General features: G+C 59.5%; 13 protein-coding genes. 1 reads left to right on the top strand and 12 read right to left on the bottom strand.

The window, feature by feature from the left end:
• Positions 1-121: 121 nt before the first annotated feature.
• From QY316_08545 to QY316_08600, 12 genes are all read right to left on the bottom strand, one after another.
• Complete coding sequence (locus tag QY316_08545) at positions 122-973, bottom strand: sulfide/dihydroorotate dehydrogenase-like FAD/NAD-binding protein (GenBank protein WKZ31969.1); 852 nt, start codon at positions 971-973, stop codon at positions 122-124.
• A gap of 97 nt (positions 974-1,070) precedes the next feature.
• Positions 1,071-1,823 carry a TlyA family RNA methyltransferase gene (locus QY316_08550; GenBank protein WKZ31970.1) on the bottom strand — a complete coding sequence of 251 codons (753 nt, stop codon included), beginning with the start codon at positions 1,821-1,823 and terminating at the stop codon, positions 1,071-1,073.
• A gap of 2 nt (positions 1,824-1,825) precedes the next feature.
• Positions 1,826-3,718 carry a 1-deoxy-D-xylulose-5-phosphate synthase gene (gene dxs / locus QY316_08555; protein ID WKZ31971.1) on the bottom strand — a complete coding sequence of 631 codons (1,893 nt, stop codon included), beginning with the start codon at positions 3,716-3,718 and terminating at the stop codon, positions 1,826-1,828.
• A gap of 6 nt (positions 3,719-3,724) precedes the next feature.
• Entirely contained in the window at positions 3,725-4,603 is an 879-nt protein-coding gene (locus QY316_08560) for a polyprenyl synthetase family protein (protein WKZ31972.1), read from the bottom strand.
• 468 nt (positions 4,604-5,071) lie between these two features.
• Positions 5,072-5,275, bottom strand: a complete 204-nt coding sequence (locus tag QY316_08565; protein WKZ31973.1) for a cold-shock protein — start codon at positions 5,273-5,275, stop codon at positions 5,072-5,074.
• Between the two features lie 238 nt (positions 5,276-5,513).
• Positions 5,514-6,419, bottom strand: coding sequence for a divergent polysaccharide deacetylase family protein (locus tag QY316_08570; GenBank protein WKZ31974.1), 906 nt, complete (start codon positions 6,417-6,419; stop codon positions 5,514-5,516).
• A gap of 67 nt (positions 6,420-6,486) precedes the next feature.
• Entirely contained in the window at positions 6,487-7,806 is a 1,320-nt protein-coding gene (locus QY316_08575) for a S41 family peptidase (GenBank protein WKZ34101.1), read from the bottom strand.
• A gap of 251 nt (positions 7,807-8,057) precedes the next feature.
• On the bottom strand, positions 8,058-9,221 hold the full coding sequence (locus QY316_08580; GenBank protein WKZ31975.1) for a peptidoglycan DD-metalloendopeptidase family protein: 1,164 nt from the start codon (positions 9,219-9,221) through the stop codon (positions 8,058-8,060).
• The gene (locus QY316_08585; GenBank protein ID WKZ31976.1) at positions 9,218-10,114 is read right to left on the bottom strand and encodes a permease-like cell division protein FtsX; all 897 of its coding nucleotides are present in this window, start codon (positions 10,112-10,114) and stop codon (positions 9,218-9,220) included. The genes QY316_08580 and QY316_08585 overlap by 4 nt, the downstream gene beginning before the upstream one ends.
• Positions 10,115-10,765 carry a cell division ATP-binding protein FtsE gene (gene ftsE, locus QY316_08590; protein WKZ31977.1) on the bottom strand — a complete coding sequence of 217 codons (651 nt, stop codon included), beginning with the start codon at positions 10,763-10,765 and terminating at the stop codon, positions 10,115-10,117.
• 344 nt (positions 10,766-11,109) lie between these two features.
• Positions 11,110-11,949, bottom strand: a complete 840-nt coding sequence (locus QY316_08595; GenBank protein WKZ31978.1) for a phosphosulfolactate synthase — start codon at positions 11,947-11,949, stop codon at positions 11,110-11,112.
• Positions 11,950-12,035: 86 nt separating this feature from the next.
• A complete protein-coding gene (locus QY316_08600) occupies positions 12,036-14,768 on the bottom strand; it encodes a cation-transporting P-type ATPase (protein ID WKZ31979.1) in 2,733 nt (910 codons plus the stop codon).
• Between the two features lie 239 nt (positions 14,769-15,007).
• On the opposite strand from QY316_08600, the gene hrpB reads away from it, so the two are divergent.
• Positions 15,008-17,566 (top strand): ATP-dependent helicase HrpB, encoded by a 2,559-nt coding sequence (hrpB, locus tag QY316_08605; protein ID WKZ31980.1) that lies wholly within the window; start codon positions 15,008-15,010, stop codon positions 17,564-17,566.
• Positions 17,567-17,569: the final 3 nt, after the last annotated feature.

Below are 17,569 nucleotides of genomic sequence, written 5' to 3' on the forward strand. Positions count from 1 at the left end.
TCTCGGGACTCGCTCCTTATATCATCGTAGATGAGGTCAGCCTGTAGGGCCTGTCAGAGTATTCCGGGGGAAGCTTTCTGTAAAAAGGTTCTCTCAAGAAAAGCTCCAACAATCCTCCGGGCTACTTCCTCTCGTAGCACTTCGCGCCTTCGTGGTAGGTGAGCTCCTCCATCGCGAGCTTCTCTTCCTTGATGTAGCTCCTGTTCCTGAGTATGAGCTCTGCGAAGTCGACCTGGTGGCCGTCGAACTCCGGACCGTCCACGCACACGAACTTGGTCTTTCCGCCTATTGTCACCCTGCATGCCCCGCACATGCCCGTTCCGTCCACCATTATCGGGTTGAGGCTCACGACCGTCGGGATGCCGTAGGGCTTGGTTACGTTGCTTACGGCCCTCATCATGGGCACCGGGCCTATGCCCACGACGCAGCCTATCTTCATGCCTTCGTCGATGAGGTTCTGGAGGACCTGCGTTACGAACCCGTGGTGGCCGTAGCTCCCGTCGTCTGTCGTCACATGCAGCTCGTCGCTTACCTCCCTCATCTCCTGCTCGAGTATGAGGAGGGGCTTGCTGCGCGCGCCTATTATGGAGACGACCCTGTTCCCGGCCTCCTTCATGGCCTTGGCTATCGGATACACCGGCGCGGTGCCGATGCCCCCGCCAACGCAAACGGCTATCCCGAAGTCCTCAATGTGGGTGGGTTTGCCGAGCGGGCCGACGACGTCGAGGATGTTGTCGCCTACTCCCATGTTCCCGAGCATGGCGGTCGATTTACCGACCTCCTGGACGATTATGGTGATCGTCCCCTCGCGGGCGTCGGAATCGACGATGGTGAGCGGGATGCGCTCGCCGTTTTCGTTCATCCGGAGGACCACGAACTGCCCGGCCTTCCGCTTGGCAGCTATCTTCGGGGCCTTTACCTTGAACTGGTATACGGTATGGGCAAGCTCTTTCTTGTCCGTTATCTCGAACATCTTTGGACTCCTTGTGAAGTTACCCGTCAAGTTATCAGGGCGCCAAAAGCCGGAGAATGATACCAGAAGAGTTTCCGGGTTTCAATGAAATCAGCGATCACGATTTTTCCAGCCGAATCCAGAACTCCCTGTTTCCCTTTGCCCCGGTTATGGGGGACTCGCCTGTTGAAATGACCTTGTAGCCAACGCCTTCCGAGAACCTCGATATCCTCTCCACGACTTCGGCGTGCATGCGGGGGTCCCTCACTACCCCGCCCTTGCCCACCTGTCCCTTCCCTACCTCGAACTGGGGCTTTATCAGCGCCAGTACCGCCCCTTTTTCCTTAAGGAACTCCATTACCCTGGGCAATACCTTTTCAAGGGATATGAACGAGACGTCTATGACCGCGAGGTCTACCGGGACGCCGACCTCGGAGGGGTCCAGATACCTTATGTTCCTTTCCTCAAGGACGACTACCCTTGGGTCGGACCGGAGGCCCTGGTCTATGAGCCCCTTACCGACGTCAACGGCGTATACCCTTGCCGCGCCCCTTTTAAGGAGGCAATCCGTAAAGCCGCCGGTCGATGCGCCTATGTCAATGGCCGTCATCCCGGCCACATCAAGGCCCGTCTGGTCGAGAAACGAGGCGAGCTTCACGCCTCCCCGCCCAACGAACGGCAGGCCTTCCTTCAGCGATATTTCGGACTCGGGGTCTATTTCCCTGCCCGGCTTATCAACAAGCTCGCCGTCCACGAAGACCTTGCCGGCCATTATGAGGGCCTGGGCCTTCTGGCGGCTCTGAACCAGTCCCTTTTCCACAAGGAGGCTGTCTATCCGCTCCTTTTTCCTTTTCTGCCCGGAGCCGCCCACCCTTAGAAGGCCATCTTGAGCTTGCCTGAGCCCGAGACAAGCGCCTTTGCCGCGGCCTCGATGCCCTCGGCGGTAAGGCCGAGCCTTGCCCGAAGCTCCTCCTGGCTCCCGTGCTCGATGAACTCGTCCGGCACTCCGAGCCTTTTTACAGGGACCTGCACGCCGCGCTCTTCGAGGAGCTCCAGTACCGCGCTCCCGAAGCCGCCCTGGAGCGAACCCTCCTCGACGGTCAAGAGCGCCCCTGCAGAGGAAGCGGCCTGGAGGATGCACTCGGCGTCAAGCGGCTTCGCGAACCTCGCGTTTATTACCCCGGCCTTGACGCCCGCCTTCTCAAGGCGGCCTGCCGCTTCGAGCGCCGGATGCACCATGTTGCCTATAGCGAGTATAGCCGCGTCCTTGCCTTCCTTAAGCACCTCGGCCATGCCGAGGGGTATCTGCCTCATGGGCCCTGAGGTGTCTACGCCCGTGCAGGCGCCCCTGGGGTACCTGAGCGCGACGGGCCTGCCGTAATTCACGGCGGAATAAAGGAGGTGCCTCAGCTCGTCCTCGTCCCTGGGCGCGGCTACTATCATATTCGGCAGGTGCCTGAGATACGCGATATCGAATAGGCCGTGGTGGGTGGGGCCGTCCTGCCCCACTATGCCGGCCCTGTCCATCGCAATGACGACCGGCAGGTCCTGGAGGCAGACGTCATGGAAGACCTCGTCATAGGCCCTCTGCAGGAAGGTCGAATAGATTGCCGTGACCGGGACAAAACCCTCCCTAGCGAGCCCGGCGGCGAAGGTAAGGGCGTGCTGCTCCGCTATGCCCACGTCAAAAAACCTGTCCGGGTATCTTTCCGCGAATTTGGAGAGGCCAGTCCCCTCGGGCATTGCGGCGGTTATGGCGACTACTCGCCTGTCCGAGGCGGCGATATCAAGGAGCGCGGAGCTGAAGACGTTGGTATAGGAGGGTTTCGAGGGCTTCCTCGGCTTTCCGGTCTCCCTTATGAACGGCCCCACGCCGTGGAAGGCGGCAGGGTCGGACTCCGCAGGGAGATAGCCCTTGCCTTTCTTTGTAAGGACGTGCAGCAGTACCGGGCCGTCGACGGATGAGACGTCCTTGAGAGAGGCGACCAGGGCCTCGATGTCATGTCCGTCAAGAGGGCCGACATAGTGGAACCCGAGGCCCTCGAAGAGCATGCCGGGCGTAAGCAGCGTTATAATCGAGTCCTCCGCCCTCTTGGCGATATCGAGGAGCCTCGTCCCGAACCTGGGTATCGTCTTTATGAACCTCTCGATCTCCTTCTTGAGGTTCATGGCGAAGCGGCCCGTCAATTTTCTGCTCAGGAACTGCGAGAGGGCCCCGACGTTTTTGGAGATGGACATCTCGTTGTCGTTGAGGATGACTATCAGGTCCTTCTTGAGGTGCCCCGCCTGGTTGAGCCCCTCGAATGCGAGCCCGGCCGTAAGCGAGCCGTCGCCGATTACGGCAACCACCTTTCTCGCGCTGCCCGCGAGATCGCGCGCGGAGGCCATGCCGAGGGCGGCGGAGATGGACGTGGACGAGTGTCCGGCCACGAAGGCGTCGTAGGGGCTCTCCGAGGGTTTCGGAAAGCCGCTTATCCCGCCGTACTGCCTGAGCGTCCTGAACTCGTCTCTCCTTCCGGTCAGTATCTTGTGCGCGTAGGCCTGGTGGCCCACGTCCCATACGATCCTGTCGTGGGGGGTGTCGAGCGCATGGTGGAGCGCTATCGCTATCTCGACGGCCCCGAGGCTCGAGGCGAGATGGCCGCCCTTGTCGGAGACGGTCTCGATTATGAGTTCCCTCACCTCTTCGGCAAGGGTCCTGAGCTCGTCCGGGCCGAGGGCCTTCAAGTCCGCCGGGGACTCGATTTTCTCAAGGACGCTCTTCAACGCGGCCTACCTTTTCCTCTCGACTATGTACCTTGCGATCTCACGGAGCGGGTCGGCCTTCTCGTCCAGGCCGGATATGGAATGCAGCGCTATCTCAAGGAGCTCCGAGGCCCTTTTTTTCGACTCGTCGAGGCCGATCGCGGCAGGGTACGTCGCCTTGCCCTTCTTCTCGTCAGACCCGGCGTTCTTGCCCATCTCCAGGGTAGAGCCCTCGACGTCCAGTATGTCATCGGCTATCTGGAAGGCAAGGCCGATGGATTTGCCGAACTTCGTAAGAGAATCGAGTTCCTTCTTTTTGGCGCCGCCGAGGATGGCCCCGCACTTTACGGCCGCGAGCAGGAGCTCCCCTGTCTTGTGTATGTGTATGTACTCGAGGACCGGGAATAGGATTTCCCTGCCCTCGGATTCAATGTCTATCATCTGCCCGCCAATCATCCCGGTCGAGCCCGCGGCCTTCGCCATCTCGAGGATGCACCTGGTTACCGCCGACCTCTTGCCCCCGCTCCTTGCGGCCATGTCGAACGCAGCCGTGAGGAGCGCGTCACCCGCCAGTATGGCCGCGGCCTCGCCGAAGGCCTTGTGGCAGGTGGGCCTGCCTCTCCGGAGGTCGTCGTTGTCTATGGCTGGCAGGTCGTCGTGGATGAGCGAGTAGGTGTGGATGCACTCGAAGGCGCAGGCTATGTTCAGGGCGCCCGATGCTTCTCCCCCCGCGGCCTCGGCAGAGGCAAGGACCAGTATCGGCCTTATCCTCTTCCCGCCGGCAAAGAGGCTGTAGTGCATGGCCCTGTGCAGGGTCTGAGGGTACTCCTCCTCACCCGGCAGGAGCTCCTTGAGCGTCCTGTTTATGATCTCGGTCTTTTCAGTAAAATATTTATTAAGGTCCAAGGTCGCTCCAACCGGTCTTACGCAAGATTACGCAAGAGGCTTGCCCAAGGCACGCAAGAGACTACGCCTTGAACGGCTAATATATTATATTATCAGAACAAAAATTTAATTACAAGGGCATGAAGGAAGGATTCAGAGGTAAGAAAACAAACGGTTTTACGATTTGGTTGCGACCTCCTTGTGCCAAAAGCGCATGTAGTCATTGGCAGTTTTTAGCACCTTGCCAAAAAAAACCATGTCTTATTCAGGCTGCTCAAAAAGCTCCGGACCGCGAGGCCCCGTTGGAACAGGGGAGCGAGAAATGAGGCCGTACTTTTCGTGTACGCCGGAGTGTCAAACGGCGCAGCCTTCGACGCAGATGGACTCTTTCATCAGCCTTAAAATTAAAAACCCCCTCCTGCCTGGGCAGGAGGGGGAGTGCGGTTCAGGAACAAAGCCGTCCGCGGTTTAAGATCGGCAGGGCCGGCCTTAAGCCACTTTCATTACGTTCGACGCCTGGGGGCCCTTGGGTCCCTGGGTTATCTCGAATTCAACCTCTTCGCCTTCCTTAAGGGTCTTGAAACCCTCGCCGGTGATGGCCGTATAATGCACGAATACGTCCTCGCCGGATTCCTGCTGGATGAACCCGAAACCCTTGGTGTCGTTGAACCACTTCACTCTGCCTCTTGCCATTACAGTGCCTCCTTGTTTTTCTGGTACCCTCTTGCAGCATAAAAAAGCCGCGGAGTTACTGAGTCCCTCCACGGCCTGACTGGCAATAACCCCATCCCATACTGCAAAGAATCCCATGTATAATTTGACGCAATACTATCAATATAAATTTTTGGTGTCAAGGACTTTTTTATTAAAACTAAACTTTTAATTTTGCTGCATTTTTCTGAGTTTACCACGGAAATGACCCGGCCGTCCTTCACTCCGCTATCTCGGATAGTCCGACTATCTCGACGCCTTCGAGGCCTGGAATGGCCTCCTTGAGCGCCCTTATGGTCTCGGGATAGGGATGCCCTATGGCGACGGCCTTGCCGCTCTTCCTCGCTATGCTGACCGCTTCCATCAGCTGGCCCTTTATGTAGTCCACGTCCCTATTGTTGTCGAGGAAGACGTCCCTCTCCGCGCTCCTGACCTTGAGCTTGCGCGCGATAGAGCCTCCGACGGTCTCGGCCGAGGTGCGGCTGTCGAGGAATAGCAGCCCCCTATCCTTTACGTTCCTAAGGACCACTCTCATCTTCTCAGGGTCTTCGGTAAACCTCGAGCCCATGTGGTTATTGAGGCCGATTGCGCCCGGGACGGACTTGAATCCCTCATCCAGCAGATAGGCTATCTCCTCGTCGGTCATCGCGACCAGGAGTGCGCCGTTCCCTGGGTTGTGCCCTTCCGTGTTCCTGGGCTCCATCGGCATGTGCACTATTACGTCAAGGCCGCCCGAGGCCGCCTCCCTGGAAACCTCCTTTGAATACCGCATCTTCGGCATCACCGCAATGGTGACGGGCTTATCGAGCGCAAGAAGCTCGCGGAGCTTATTGAGGTCGGGGCCCATGTCGTCTATGACGACGGCAAGCCTGGGTAGCGGAGGACGGGGTATCGCCTTCCCCGGCACCGGCTCTTCTTCAATGGGCGGAGGCGCTTCATGCGGAACGGGCCTCCTCTCGGGCTCGACCATCGCGGGAGGAGGAACGCTCGCCCTGGGCCTCTCCGGAGCTGTCCTCTCAAAGCCCATGTACTTGAGCCCCAGGACGGCAATGATGGCGCCCGTTATAAACCCTAGCGCTATGAGCGCCAGGGTATACCCTCCGGTCTTTTTCCTTCTCTTTCCCATTCAGGCCGCCTCCATAAGGCAAAGGCCCCTTTCGGGGCCTTTGCCGACATCCTTACTGTTCTGAGTTTCAGCTCGCCTTGGCAGTGACCTTCTTCTGCAGCTGCTTCTTCAGGTACTCGACCGCTTCCTTGAGCTGTATGTCCTCGGGCTCTTCGCCCGGCTTGGACGGCTCAGCCGGGGCCGCCTTTATCTTTTCTATTTCCGGCTTCTCGCCCTTTTCCTCTGCAGCCGGCCCCTCGGGCGCGAGATGGCCCTCGAGGTCTGCCTCTTTGATATGCCCTTTCGGGGCCTCGCCCACCACGATGTCTGGCTCGATGCCTTTGGCCTGTATGGACCTGCCAGACGGCGTGTAATACTTGGACGTCGTAAGCCTGACGGCCGAGCCGTCCGAGAGCGGGATTATGGTCTGGACAGAGCCCTTGCCGAAGGTGGGCACGCCCATGACGACCGCCCTCTTGTGGTCCTGTAGGGCCCCGGCGACTATCTCGGAGGCCGAAGCGCTCCCGTTATTCACGAGCACTATTATCGGATAGTCCGGCTGGCTCCGGGCCTTGTCCGCGTTGAAGGTCATGTTCTGCCCGGGCGCCCTGCCCTTCGTATAGACAATGAGGCCGGAGTCGAGGAACTCGTTCGAGACAGAGACCGCCTCCTGGAGGAGCCCTCCGGGGTTGTTCCTCAAATCCAGCACCAGCCCCGTAAGCCCGCCGTTGGTCCTGGAGGCGAGGTCCTTCAAAGCCTTGTCAAGGTCCTCGGAGGTGCGCTCCTGGAACTGGTTCAGCTTGACGTAGCCGATGCCTTCCTCGAGCATCTTATATTTGACGCTCTTGACCTTTATGATGGCCCTGACGATCGTGAACGGCTTGGGCTCGTCGAACCCTTCCCTCATTATATGGATGGTCACCGGGGTGCCCTTGGGCCCCCTCATGAGACCTATCGCGTCCTGGATGCTTATGTCCTTGGTGTGCTTGTCCCCTATCTTCACGATCCTGTCGCCCGCGAGGATGCCTGCCGTGAAGGCCGGGGTGTCCTCTATGGGGGCGACTACCGTAAGGGCGTTGTCCCGCATGCCTATCTCGATGCCGAGGCCGCCGAAGCTCCCCCTGGTGTCGACCTGCATCTCCTTGTACTCTTCGGGGGTCATGAAGCTCGAATGAGGGTCGAGCCCCTTGACCATGCCCTTTATGGAGTTGTAGATGACGTCCTTCGAGTCGATGTCCTCGGCATAGCTATCCTGCACGATGCCCAGGACGTCGGTATAGAGCTTCAGGGTCTCGTAGGTGCCGTCCGGCACCGAAGCCGACTTCTGCACCCCCCAGGATGAAAATGAGAAGACCGCTATTATGGCCAAAGCCCCGGCCAGGAGCCTGGGGTCGAATATCTTCCTCATCAAAATTTTTTCCTCCTTCTCTGCGCTATGAAAGCCGAAACTGGCCGCAGTTCCAACATTATAACAAATGACGAGCCGTCCTTAAAACACAAAAATCACATAAGGGTGACTCTAAAAATTAAGGATTTTTCCGAGGTCAAGGAAGGGCGGAAATAAAAAGCGCAGCATATATGGGAATATGTGAGCTTTTTTATTCAGCCCTGACACAGAGACCAGGAAAAATAATCATTTTTAGAGGTAGCCTTAATTTTTTACCGCGTTGAAAGCCAGGCCATCGGGTCCCTGGGGACCCCCTTCTGCCGTATCTCGAAATAAAGGCCGGGCCTGCCGTCCGGGCCGGAGTCGCCTATCAGGCCGACCTCAGCCCCGGATTCGACCTCGTCGCCCGTCTCCTTCAGGACCTTGCCGAGATGCGCGTAAAGGGTATAGAAGCCGCCCTTGTGGTCTATAATCATAACCTGCCCGTAGCCCTTGAGCCACCCGACATAAATCACCTTGCCGGCGTAGACGCCCTTTACCGGCTGCCCGAGCGGTGACTCTATCGTGATGCCGTTATTGAAGGTAACCGTCTGGAACTTCGGGTGTTTTACCTTCCCGTAGAACGAGACGACCTTTCCCTTTACCGGCATGGGCAGCCTCCCCTTCATCGAAGGGAAACCGGCGCCCGGCGGCGGCGATTCGTCTTCCGCGGCCCTCAGCCTGTCTATGAGCTTCGATAGCTCCGCCGCGGCCTCCTCTAGCTCCTTGGCGACCCGCTCGCGCCTCGCCTTCTCCTGCTTGACGCTCGCAAGGAGCGCGAGCTTTTTCCTCTGGATGGCCTCAGCCTCCTTCTGCCTTGAGAGGGCCTCTCCCCTGGCCTTGCCTAGCTCGGCAAGGAGCCCGGCGTTTTTCTCCTTCTCGGCCTCAAGGCTTGCTATTATCGCCGAGAAGTCCTCCATGAGCTCGGCGTCCATGTCCATCAGCATCGTGAGGTATTTGTGCCTCTTGCCAAGGTTCCCGGCGTCCGATGAGAAGAGGACCTCCACCGCCTCGCCCCTTTTCATCTTGTACATGGCCTTGAGCCTTGCCTTGAGCCTGTCCGCGAGCTCCTTTTTCCGCGCCTCGAGCCTCTCTATCTCGGCGCCGACCTTCGCCGACTCCTTCCGTATCTTCTGGATCGAAGCCCTTACGGCCCTGAGCTCTTCCCTCTTGGCCTCGAGGTCCTTGCTTATCCCCTCGAGCTCGCCGAGTATGCCGGTTTCCTTCTCGGCGGCCTCGGTAATCCCTTTTTTATTTTCCCTTATCTGCCGCTTTACGTCCTCGAGGCTCTTCTCTTTTTTAAGAAGCTCCTGCCTTGCGCTCTTCTCGGCGGCAAGGGCATTGCCCCAGCACGCCGCGATAAGGAGCGGGAGGAGCGCAAGGACAAGCCGCCTCATACCTTGAGGAACCTGTTCATGGATATGAGGCTCCCGGCAACGCCCATTATTACACCCGAGGCGGCGAGCACAACGAGAAAGAGCGGGACCGGGTAGGGCATCTCAAGGGCGAACCTCAGGTACGGAGGCACCTGGCCCATTATCGCGGCCCTGCCGGCGGCCAGTATGCCCATCGCGAGGAGGCCGCCGAAAACGCCCTGGATTACGCCCTCTATCATGAAGGGCGCCTTCACGTACATGTCAGAGGCGCCGACGAGCTTCATTATCTCGATCTCGTCCCGGCGCGAGTAGACCGCGAGCCTTATCGTATTGGAGATTATGAAGAGGGTCGCGGCGGCGAGAAAAAGGCCGATGGTCGCGGCGGCGAGCTTTATGAACCTCAGCAGGGAGGCGAGCTTCTCGGCCCATTCCTTGCTGTACTGCACCTCCTCGACCCAGGCCTCGGCCTTGAGCCCCGAAACGATTGATGCAAGCCTCGCGGGCTCTATGTACTCTTCGTGTACCTTGATCTCGAACGACGCCGGGAGCGGGTTTGAATCGACCCCTTCGAGTATGCCCTCGTGCCCCTTGAGCTCGAGCCTCAATTCTCCGAGGGCCTTCTCCTTGGATACGAACTCCGCGCCCCTGACCCCTTCCATCCCGAGTATCTTCTCCTTCAGGGCCTCTGGGGACGGGCCGGGGGCGTCTTTCAGGTAAGCTATGACCTGGGTCCTGTCGCCCCAGCTCTTTACGACCGTATTGAGGTTCGTTATCACGAAGGCGAAGAGCGAGAATATCGCGAGCGAAAACCCGAGCGTAAGCGAGGTAAGCGCCGTCGTGCCCTTGTTCTCCTTGAGGGAGCCCAGGGCGTCGGAGACGATGTAGAAGATATTCGCCGAGCCTGTCCCCGCCATCTACGCGAGCCTCCCGGCCTCGAGGGCTATGGTGCGCTTCGCGTACCTTTCAAGGAGGCCCTTGTCGTGCGTTGCGACTACCACGGTAGTGCCGCGGCTGTTCACTTCCCTGAAAAGCTCTATTATCTGGACCGAGAGCTCGGGGTCGAGGTTTCCCGTAGGCTCGTCCGCGAGTATTATGGCCGGGTCCTTCACGAGGGCCCTTGCGATGGCCACCCTCTGCTGCTCCCCGCCGGAGAGCTGAAGCGGCTTGAAATTCGCGCGGTGCTGGAGCCTCACATAGGAGAGCATTTTCGTTACCCGCTTTTTTATCTCCGAAGGAGGCGTCCCCATGACCTTCAGGGAAAGGGCTATGTTGTCGTATACGCTTTTTTTCGGAAGGAGCTTGAAATCCTGGAATACGAACCCGATACGCCTCCTCAAGGGCGGGAGCTCCTCAGGGGGTATCCTCACGTAGTTCCTCCCGTCGAGTATTATCTGACCCTCGGTAGGCGCCTCGGAGCCGCACATTATCTTAAGGAGGGTGGATTTGCCGGCGCCGCTCGGCCCGGTTATGAAGACGAACTCGCCTTTCTGCACCTTGAGCGTTATGTCCGTAAGGGCCGGCGCGCCGCCCTCGTAGCTCTTGGAGACATGGAACATCTGTATCATCGGCAACAGTCCTCTGGGGAGGAAATATCTGGAAAAGACTCGTTTTTTCAGCTACTTGAGGAAAAACCGGGACCGGGATATTATCCCAGCAGCGCCCTTTCCTGTCAAGCGGTATCGGGCCTTGGAAAGCGGGGAATAACATCGAGAAGCGTATCGAAGGACTTTTTGCTCAGGAAAGAAAGAATTTGGCGTGATTGCTTATGGGCAACCTCTAAAAATTGGAAATTTTTCCCGCAATCAAGGAAGGGCGGGAATAGAAAGCGGAGCATATACGTGAATATGTGAGCATTTTTATTCCCGCCCTGACGCAGAGTCCGGGGAAAATAGCAATTTTTAGAGGTTGCCTAAGGCTTGTATGTGACCACCCTCCCCCACACGTCCTTCGTGCCCCATATGCCGGAACGTAGGCTTTCGAGGAGCACAATCTGGCTGTGGTCCACGAAGAGGTTCACCTCCGGACCGTAGCTCTTAACGTACCATGTGAAGACCTCGGGGTCCGCGGCCTCGAACATGACCCGGTCGAGCCCCAGCTCCCCGATAAAGGCGCTTATCACGTCCGTCCGCCAGCTTGAGACGCCTTCGGTTATGCCTTCCGACTCGACCATGATCATCGACGCGCCCGCGTCAAGGTGCCTTTTAGCCTGCCGGATGGCCCAGCCGGGGTCCTGGACGCCTTCGGAGGCGAGCTCCCTTGAGGGGCTGCCCCCACCGGCTCCGAACTGTATCCCGACCTCGGCCTTGGCCCTCAAGCCCGCGGCGACTATCTTCGAGGTCAGCCTTACCATGTCGTCCACCGGGACGGAGATGAATCCCTTCGAGACCTCTATTATGTCGAACTCGAAATCCTTGCATTCTTCAATGTATTTATCGACCGCGTCCGCGCCCCTCGTGAGCACATGCTCGATGAATCCGCCGGTATCGACCTCCACGCCGTAGGCGTGCGCAAGGTCTATTATGTCGCGGAGCGCCTGCGCCGGCATGAGGGAGAAGGAGCCGCCGGCGAACTTCAATATGTCGACGTATTCGCCGAAGGTCTCGAATATGTCCTCGAGCTGCCTTTTGCCCACGGGCGTATAATAGGGGCCGCGTATCTCGGTTATTCCCCTTTGCCTGGGCTTGGCATCCCGCCTGTTAAGCCCCATGAACGAAAAGGCGCGCCGCTCTTTCCCGGAAGTCTCATCCATGACGGCCTCCCTGGTCGAGATTCGCAATATGAAACCGCCCCTACGCTAGGGGCCTGTAGAATTTCAAAAACAGGACTGGCGCGGAATCAGGACCCGTGCCTTCCATGCCTGATCCCGGTCGTCCTCTGGCTTTTCCTGTCTATCAGGAATTTCTCCAGTTCCACGAGGACGAAAACCGTAAACGCGACCGCCACTATCCTCAGCCAGTCCGATGCTCCTATATCGGCCGTACCGAAGAGCGTCTGCAAGAACGGAACGTATGTGAACAGGAGCTGGAAGAAGACGACCAGGGTTATCGCGACAAGGGCGTACCTGTTGCCGAAGAACCCTTCGAAGGACACCACGGACCTCCTCAGGTACCTGGTGTTCAGGAGATAGAAGACCTCGAACATGACGAGCGTATTCACGGCCACCGTCCGGGCCTCCTCTATCGGGGTACCGTTAGTCCTCTCCATGACGAAGAGCCCGAACGTCCCGACAATGATGATGCCGGAGACGAAAAGTATCCTCCATATGAGAAAGGCCGAGAGTATCGGCTCCTTGGGGTCCCTCGGGGGACGCCTCATGATGTCCGCCTCGGGCGGCTCGAAGGCGAGCGAAAGGGCAAGGGTCACGGCGGTTATCATGTTAACCCAGAGTATCTGGACCGGGGTTATCGGGAGCATCATCCCGGAGAATATGGCGGCAAGTATTATGCCCGCCTCGCCCCCGTTCGTGGGGAGTATGAACGTTATCGACTTTATTATGTTGTCGTAGACGGTCCTACCCTCCTCGACCGCGTTCGATATCGAGGCGAAGTTGTCGTCGGCAAGTACCATCTCCGAGGACTCCTTAGCGACCTCGGTCCCCTTTATGCCCATTGCCACTCCGACGTCGGCCCTCTTGAGGGCCGGGGCGTCGTTCACGCCGTCGCCTGTCATGGCCGCTATCTCGCCGTTGTCCTGAAGGGCCTCGACGAGCTTCAGCTTGTGCTCAGGGCTTACGCGCGCGAAGACGTCGCAGTCGGTGACCGCTTCTTTCAGGCTGGCCGCGTCCATTGACTCGACCTCCTCGCCGGTTATGGCCTGTTTGTTCTCGCCTATGCCGATGGCGGTGCCTATGGCCCGGGCGGTGAGGGCGTGGTCGCCGGTTATCATCTTGACACGTATTCCGGCGGACTTGCAGAGCGCCACGGCGCTTATCGCCTCGGCCCTGGGCGGGTCGATTATGCCGAACATCCCTAGAAGCGTAAGGCCGCCTTCCACGTCTGAAAAGGAAAGCTCATGCATATCCGCCGATACCGGCTTGCAAGCGACCGCTATGAGCCTCTGCCCCTGGCTCGCGGTTTCCGCCACCTTGCCCTGCCACCAGGACGCGTCAAGGGGCTCTTCGCCTCCCCCGGGAGCCCTTTGCGCGCGACACATCCTCAAGACCCGTTCAGGCGCGCCCTTTAGAAATATGAAGGCGTGCCCTTCGTGGTCGTGGTTGAGGGTCGCCATGAAGCGGTGCTCGGATTCGAAGGGTATCGCGTCCTCCCTCGGGAACGTCTCGTTGAGGAGCGCGTGGTCCAGCCCGGCCTTGAGCGCCAGGGTCACGAGCGCCCCCTCGGTAGGGTCGCCGTTTACCATCCACCCTTCGTCGTCCTTGCTGAGGCTGGCGTCGTTACATAGGAGGCCGGCCCTCGCCATATCCATGAGCCACGGGTGGTCGTCGGGGACTGCGTCCCTGCCTTCGAGGAGAAAGCCGCCGTGGGGGTCGTAGCCCACGCCGCTCACGGCGAAGGTCTTGCCCGGGGTTATTACCGTCTGGACGGTCATCTCGTTACGGGTGAGCGTGCCTGTCTTGTCCGAGCATATGACGGTCACGGAGCCGAGCGTTTCGACCGCCGGGAGGCGCCTTATTATCGCGTTACGCCTCGCCATCCTCTGGACGCCTATGGCGAGCGTTATCGTAATTATGGCGGGCAGCCCCTCGGGTATGGCGGCGACCGCGAGGCCAATGCCGGCGAGGAACATCTCTCCTGCCGAATAGTCCCTCACGAGTATGCCGAAAAAGAACGTCGCGGCGGCAAGCGCGATTATCGCGGCGGAGAGCCACCTTCCGAACTGGGCCATGCTGAGGAGGAGGCGAGTCGTAAGGGGCTCTACCTCAGAAAGGAGAGAGCTTATGCGTCCTATCTCCGTCGAGTCGCCCGTCGCAACGACGACCCCGCTCGCCTGGCCGTAAGTGACGAGCGTGCCTGAAAAGGCGAGAGAGCTCCTGTCGCCGATGGTCGCTTGCTCCGGCACGGGCTCGGCCCTTTTTTCGACCGGCACCGACTCGCCGGTGAGAGCCGCCTCGTCGACCCTCAGGCTCTTGACCGAAACCAGCCTCATGTCTGCCGGCACCTTGTCCCCGGACTGGAGGAAGACCATGTCGCCCGGGACAAGCTCCTCGGCGTGGATAGTGGTCTTCACGTTGTCACGGAGGACGAGCGCGTTCAGCGACAGCATCTTCTTTATCGCGTCCAGCGCCTTTTCGGCCTTGCCCTCCTGGATGAACCCGATGAGCGCGTTTACGAGGACGACCCCCAGAATGACCCCGGAGTCCACCCAGTGCTCAAGGAGCGCCGTTATCACAGCGGCAATAAGGAGCACGTAGATGAGGACGTTATGGAATTGCGAGAAAAACCTGGCGAGCGGCCCCCGCTTTTTCTGCGGAGTGAGGCGGTTGGGGCCGAACTCCTTGAGCCTCCGGGCCGCCTCTGGCGCGGTAATACCCTTTGGCCCCGAATCGAGGGCCTCCAGGGCCTCCTTTACGCCGAGCGAATGCCATTTCACTTCAGTCAACTTCTCCTTCATCTGACCCCCCGAAAAAATCCGGGCCGTCGGCCCGGAGGACTGTTCACTGGCTGCGCCAAGTTACCGGCTGCTTCCAGGGTTGGCAGCCCTGGACCGACCGGCTTGATAAACCTATAAAAGTCTATCAGATTACAAAATAACATCAAATATCGGCCCCCGGAAGCGGAATCGGGTTTTTAACGCGAGGACGCGGACTTGAATTGATTTGGGCCCGGGTTGTTTTTATGTTAAAAATCCATATGCTTAAAGACCTTTCCAATCTCGTCAGGGACGCCGGCCTGCCGGTTAACGAGGCCGTTCCGGAACTCCTTTTTGCGCTCAAGAGAGGACGGAACGCTGTACTCGAGGCCCCTCCTGGCGCGGGAAAGACCACGATGGTCCCACTGGCGGTCCTCGGAGAGGGCGGTGGCGACGGGTGGCTCGCGAAAAATCGCATCCTGATGCTCGAGCCGAGGAGGCTCGCGGCAAGGGCCGCGGCATCGAGGATGGCCGAACTCCTCGGCGAAAAGACCGGCGAGACCGTGGGCTACAGGACAAGGCTCGACAGCGCCATCGGCCCTCGGACGAGGATAGAGGTGGTTACGGAAGGGATACTCACGCGCCTCATTCAGGACGACCCATCGCTCGAAGGGACCGGGATAGTCGTCTTCGACGAATTCCATGAAAGGAGCGTGCACGCGGACCTCGGGCTCGCCCTGACTCTCGAATGCCAGTCGGCGTTAAGGGAAGACCTCCGGATACTCGTCATGTCGGCGACGCTCGACGGCAGGGAGATAGCCTCCCTCCTTGGAGGTGCGCCTGTCATAAGGAGCTTCGGGAGCTCGTATCCGGTGGACGTCAGGTATCTGCCCGGCGCATTGAGGCCCGAGCGGGCCGATACTGAGACCGGGCCGGATTTCATTAAAAAGGCGGTTTCAGCGGCCCTTTCGGCCTTGAGGGAAGAGGCCGGGAGCGTCCTGGTCTTTCTTCCCGGTAGCGGCGAGATAAAGCGGGTGGAAGCCGCGCTCAGGGAAAAGACCCTTACGCCGGACGTGGACATAGTCCCGCTATATGGAGACCTCTCCAGGGAGGCGCAGGACCTGGCCATAAGGCCCTCTCCTTTGGGGAGGAGAAAAATAGTGCTCGCGACTTCCATAGCGGAGACGAGCCTCACGATAGACGGTATACGGGTGGTCATAGACTCGGGGCTTAAGCGCGTGCCGCGCTTTTCTCCGGCAACAGGCTTGAGCAGGCTGGAGACGGTCAGGGTCACAAAGGACTCCGCGGCCCAGAGATGCGGCAGGGCCGGGAGGATAGCGCCCGGCGTCTGCCTGAGGCTATGGCCCGAGCACATGAACGCGGCCCTTAAGGAACGCGCGTCGCCCGAGATACTGGAAGCCGACCTCCTGCCCCTGGCCCTTGAGCTTTCGGTCTGGGGGGCCGCCGGCCCGGAGAAGCTCAAGTGGCTCGACCCGCCGCCAAAAGGGGCGCTCTCCCAGGCAAGGGAGCTTCTCCTCCGGCTTGGGGCCGTCAACTGCGACGGAGCCGCGACCGCCCACGGAAGGGATATGGCGAGGCTTCCCCTTCACCCGCGCCTTGCTCACATGGTCATCAAGGGAAATTCAATCGGACTCGGCGCGCTCGCATGCGGTATCGCCGCCTTCCTTACTGAGCGGGACTTCCTCAAGGACGAAAGGGACCCGGACCTTAGGCACAGGCTGGAGCTACTCTCCGGCAACGCCAGCGGCGGGGCCCGTTCAATAGACAGGCACGCCCTTGAAAGGGTAAAGTCGGCCTCCCGGCAGCTCGAAAAACAGCTCGGCATAAGGGGCCGGCCACGAGACCCGGACAAGGCAGGGCTGCTCCTCGCCTTCGCGTACCCGGACAGGATCGGAAAAAGGAGGGGCGGCGCGCGGGACGGACGCTATCTCCTCGCAAACGGAAGGGGCGCTATCCTTCAGGCCTCGACCGCGGGCGCGGAGTATATCGTAGCCGCAAGCCTCGAAGGCGGAGAGAGGGACTCGCGCGTATTTCTCGCGGCCCCGCTCATCGAATCCTGGATAGACGAACATTTCAGCGACCTGATCGAAGCAGTTGAAATCATCGATTGGGACCAGCAGGAGAAATGCGTCATAGCCAGGACCGAAAGGAGGCTCTCGGCGCTCGTCCTATCCGAAAGGCAGATAAAGGACCCGGACAGGGAAAGGGTGCTTGATGCGCTCTTCAAGGGAATAAGGCTGAACGGCATCAAGGCGCTACCCTGGGACAGGCACTCGGAAGGCCTCAGGGCGCGCATAAACTTTCTAAACCGCGTAGGCAATCTTACCGGGGCCGCCTTCCCCGGCCTTACGGACGAGAAGCTCCTGGGCTCGCTTGAGGAATGGCTCGGGCCGTGCGCATCCGGCATGACAAGGCTTGAGCACCTTAAAGGAATCGACATGAAGGCCGCCATGCTCGGCTTGCTTTCGTGGGATGAGCGCGAATCGCTCGAAAGGCTCGCCCCGTCCCACATCATAGTACCGAGCGGCTCCAGGATAGCCATAGACTATTCGGGCGAGCGCCCTGTGCTCGCCGTAAGGCTCCAGGAGATGTTCGGGCTCGCCTCGACCCCCGCGATAGCAGGAGGAAAAGCAAAGCTCCTCCTGCACCTCCTTTCCCCCGCGGGCCGCCCGATGCAGGTAACCGACGACCTTGCCGGTTTCTGGGCCTCAAGCTACCAGCTCGTCAAAAAGGAGCTCCGGGGAAGGTACCCGAAGCACCACTGGCCGGACGACCCGATGGCTGCCGAGCCGTCAAGGGGCGCTAAAAGGAAGAAATAGAAA

Source organism: Thermodesulfobacteriota bacterium (assembly GCA_030583865.1).
Classification (GTDB): domain Bacteria; phylum Desulfobacterota; class GWC2-55-46; order GWC2-55-46; family GWC2-55-46; genus UBA5799.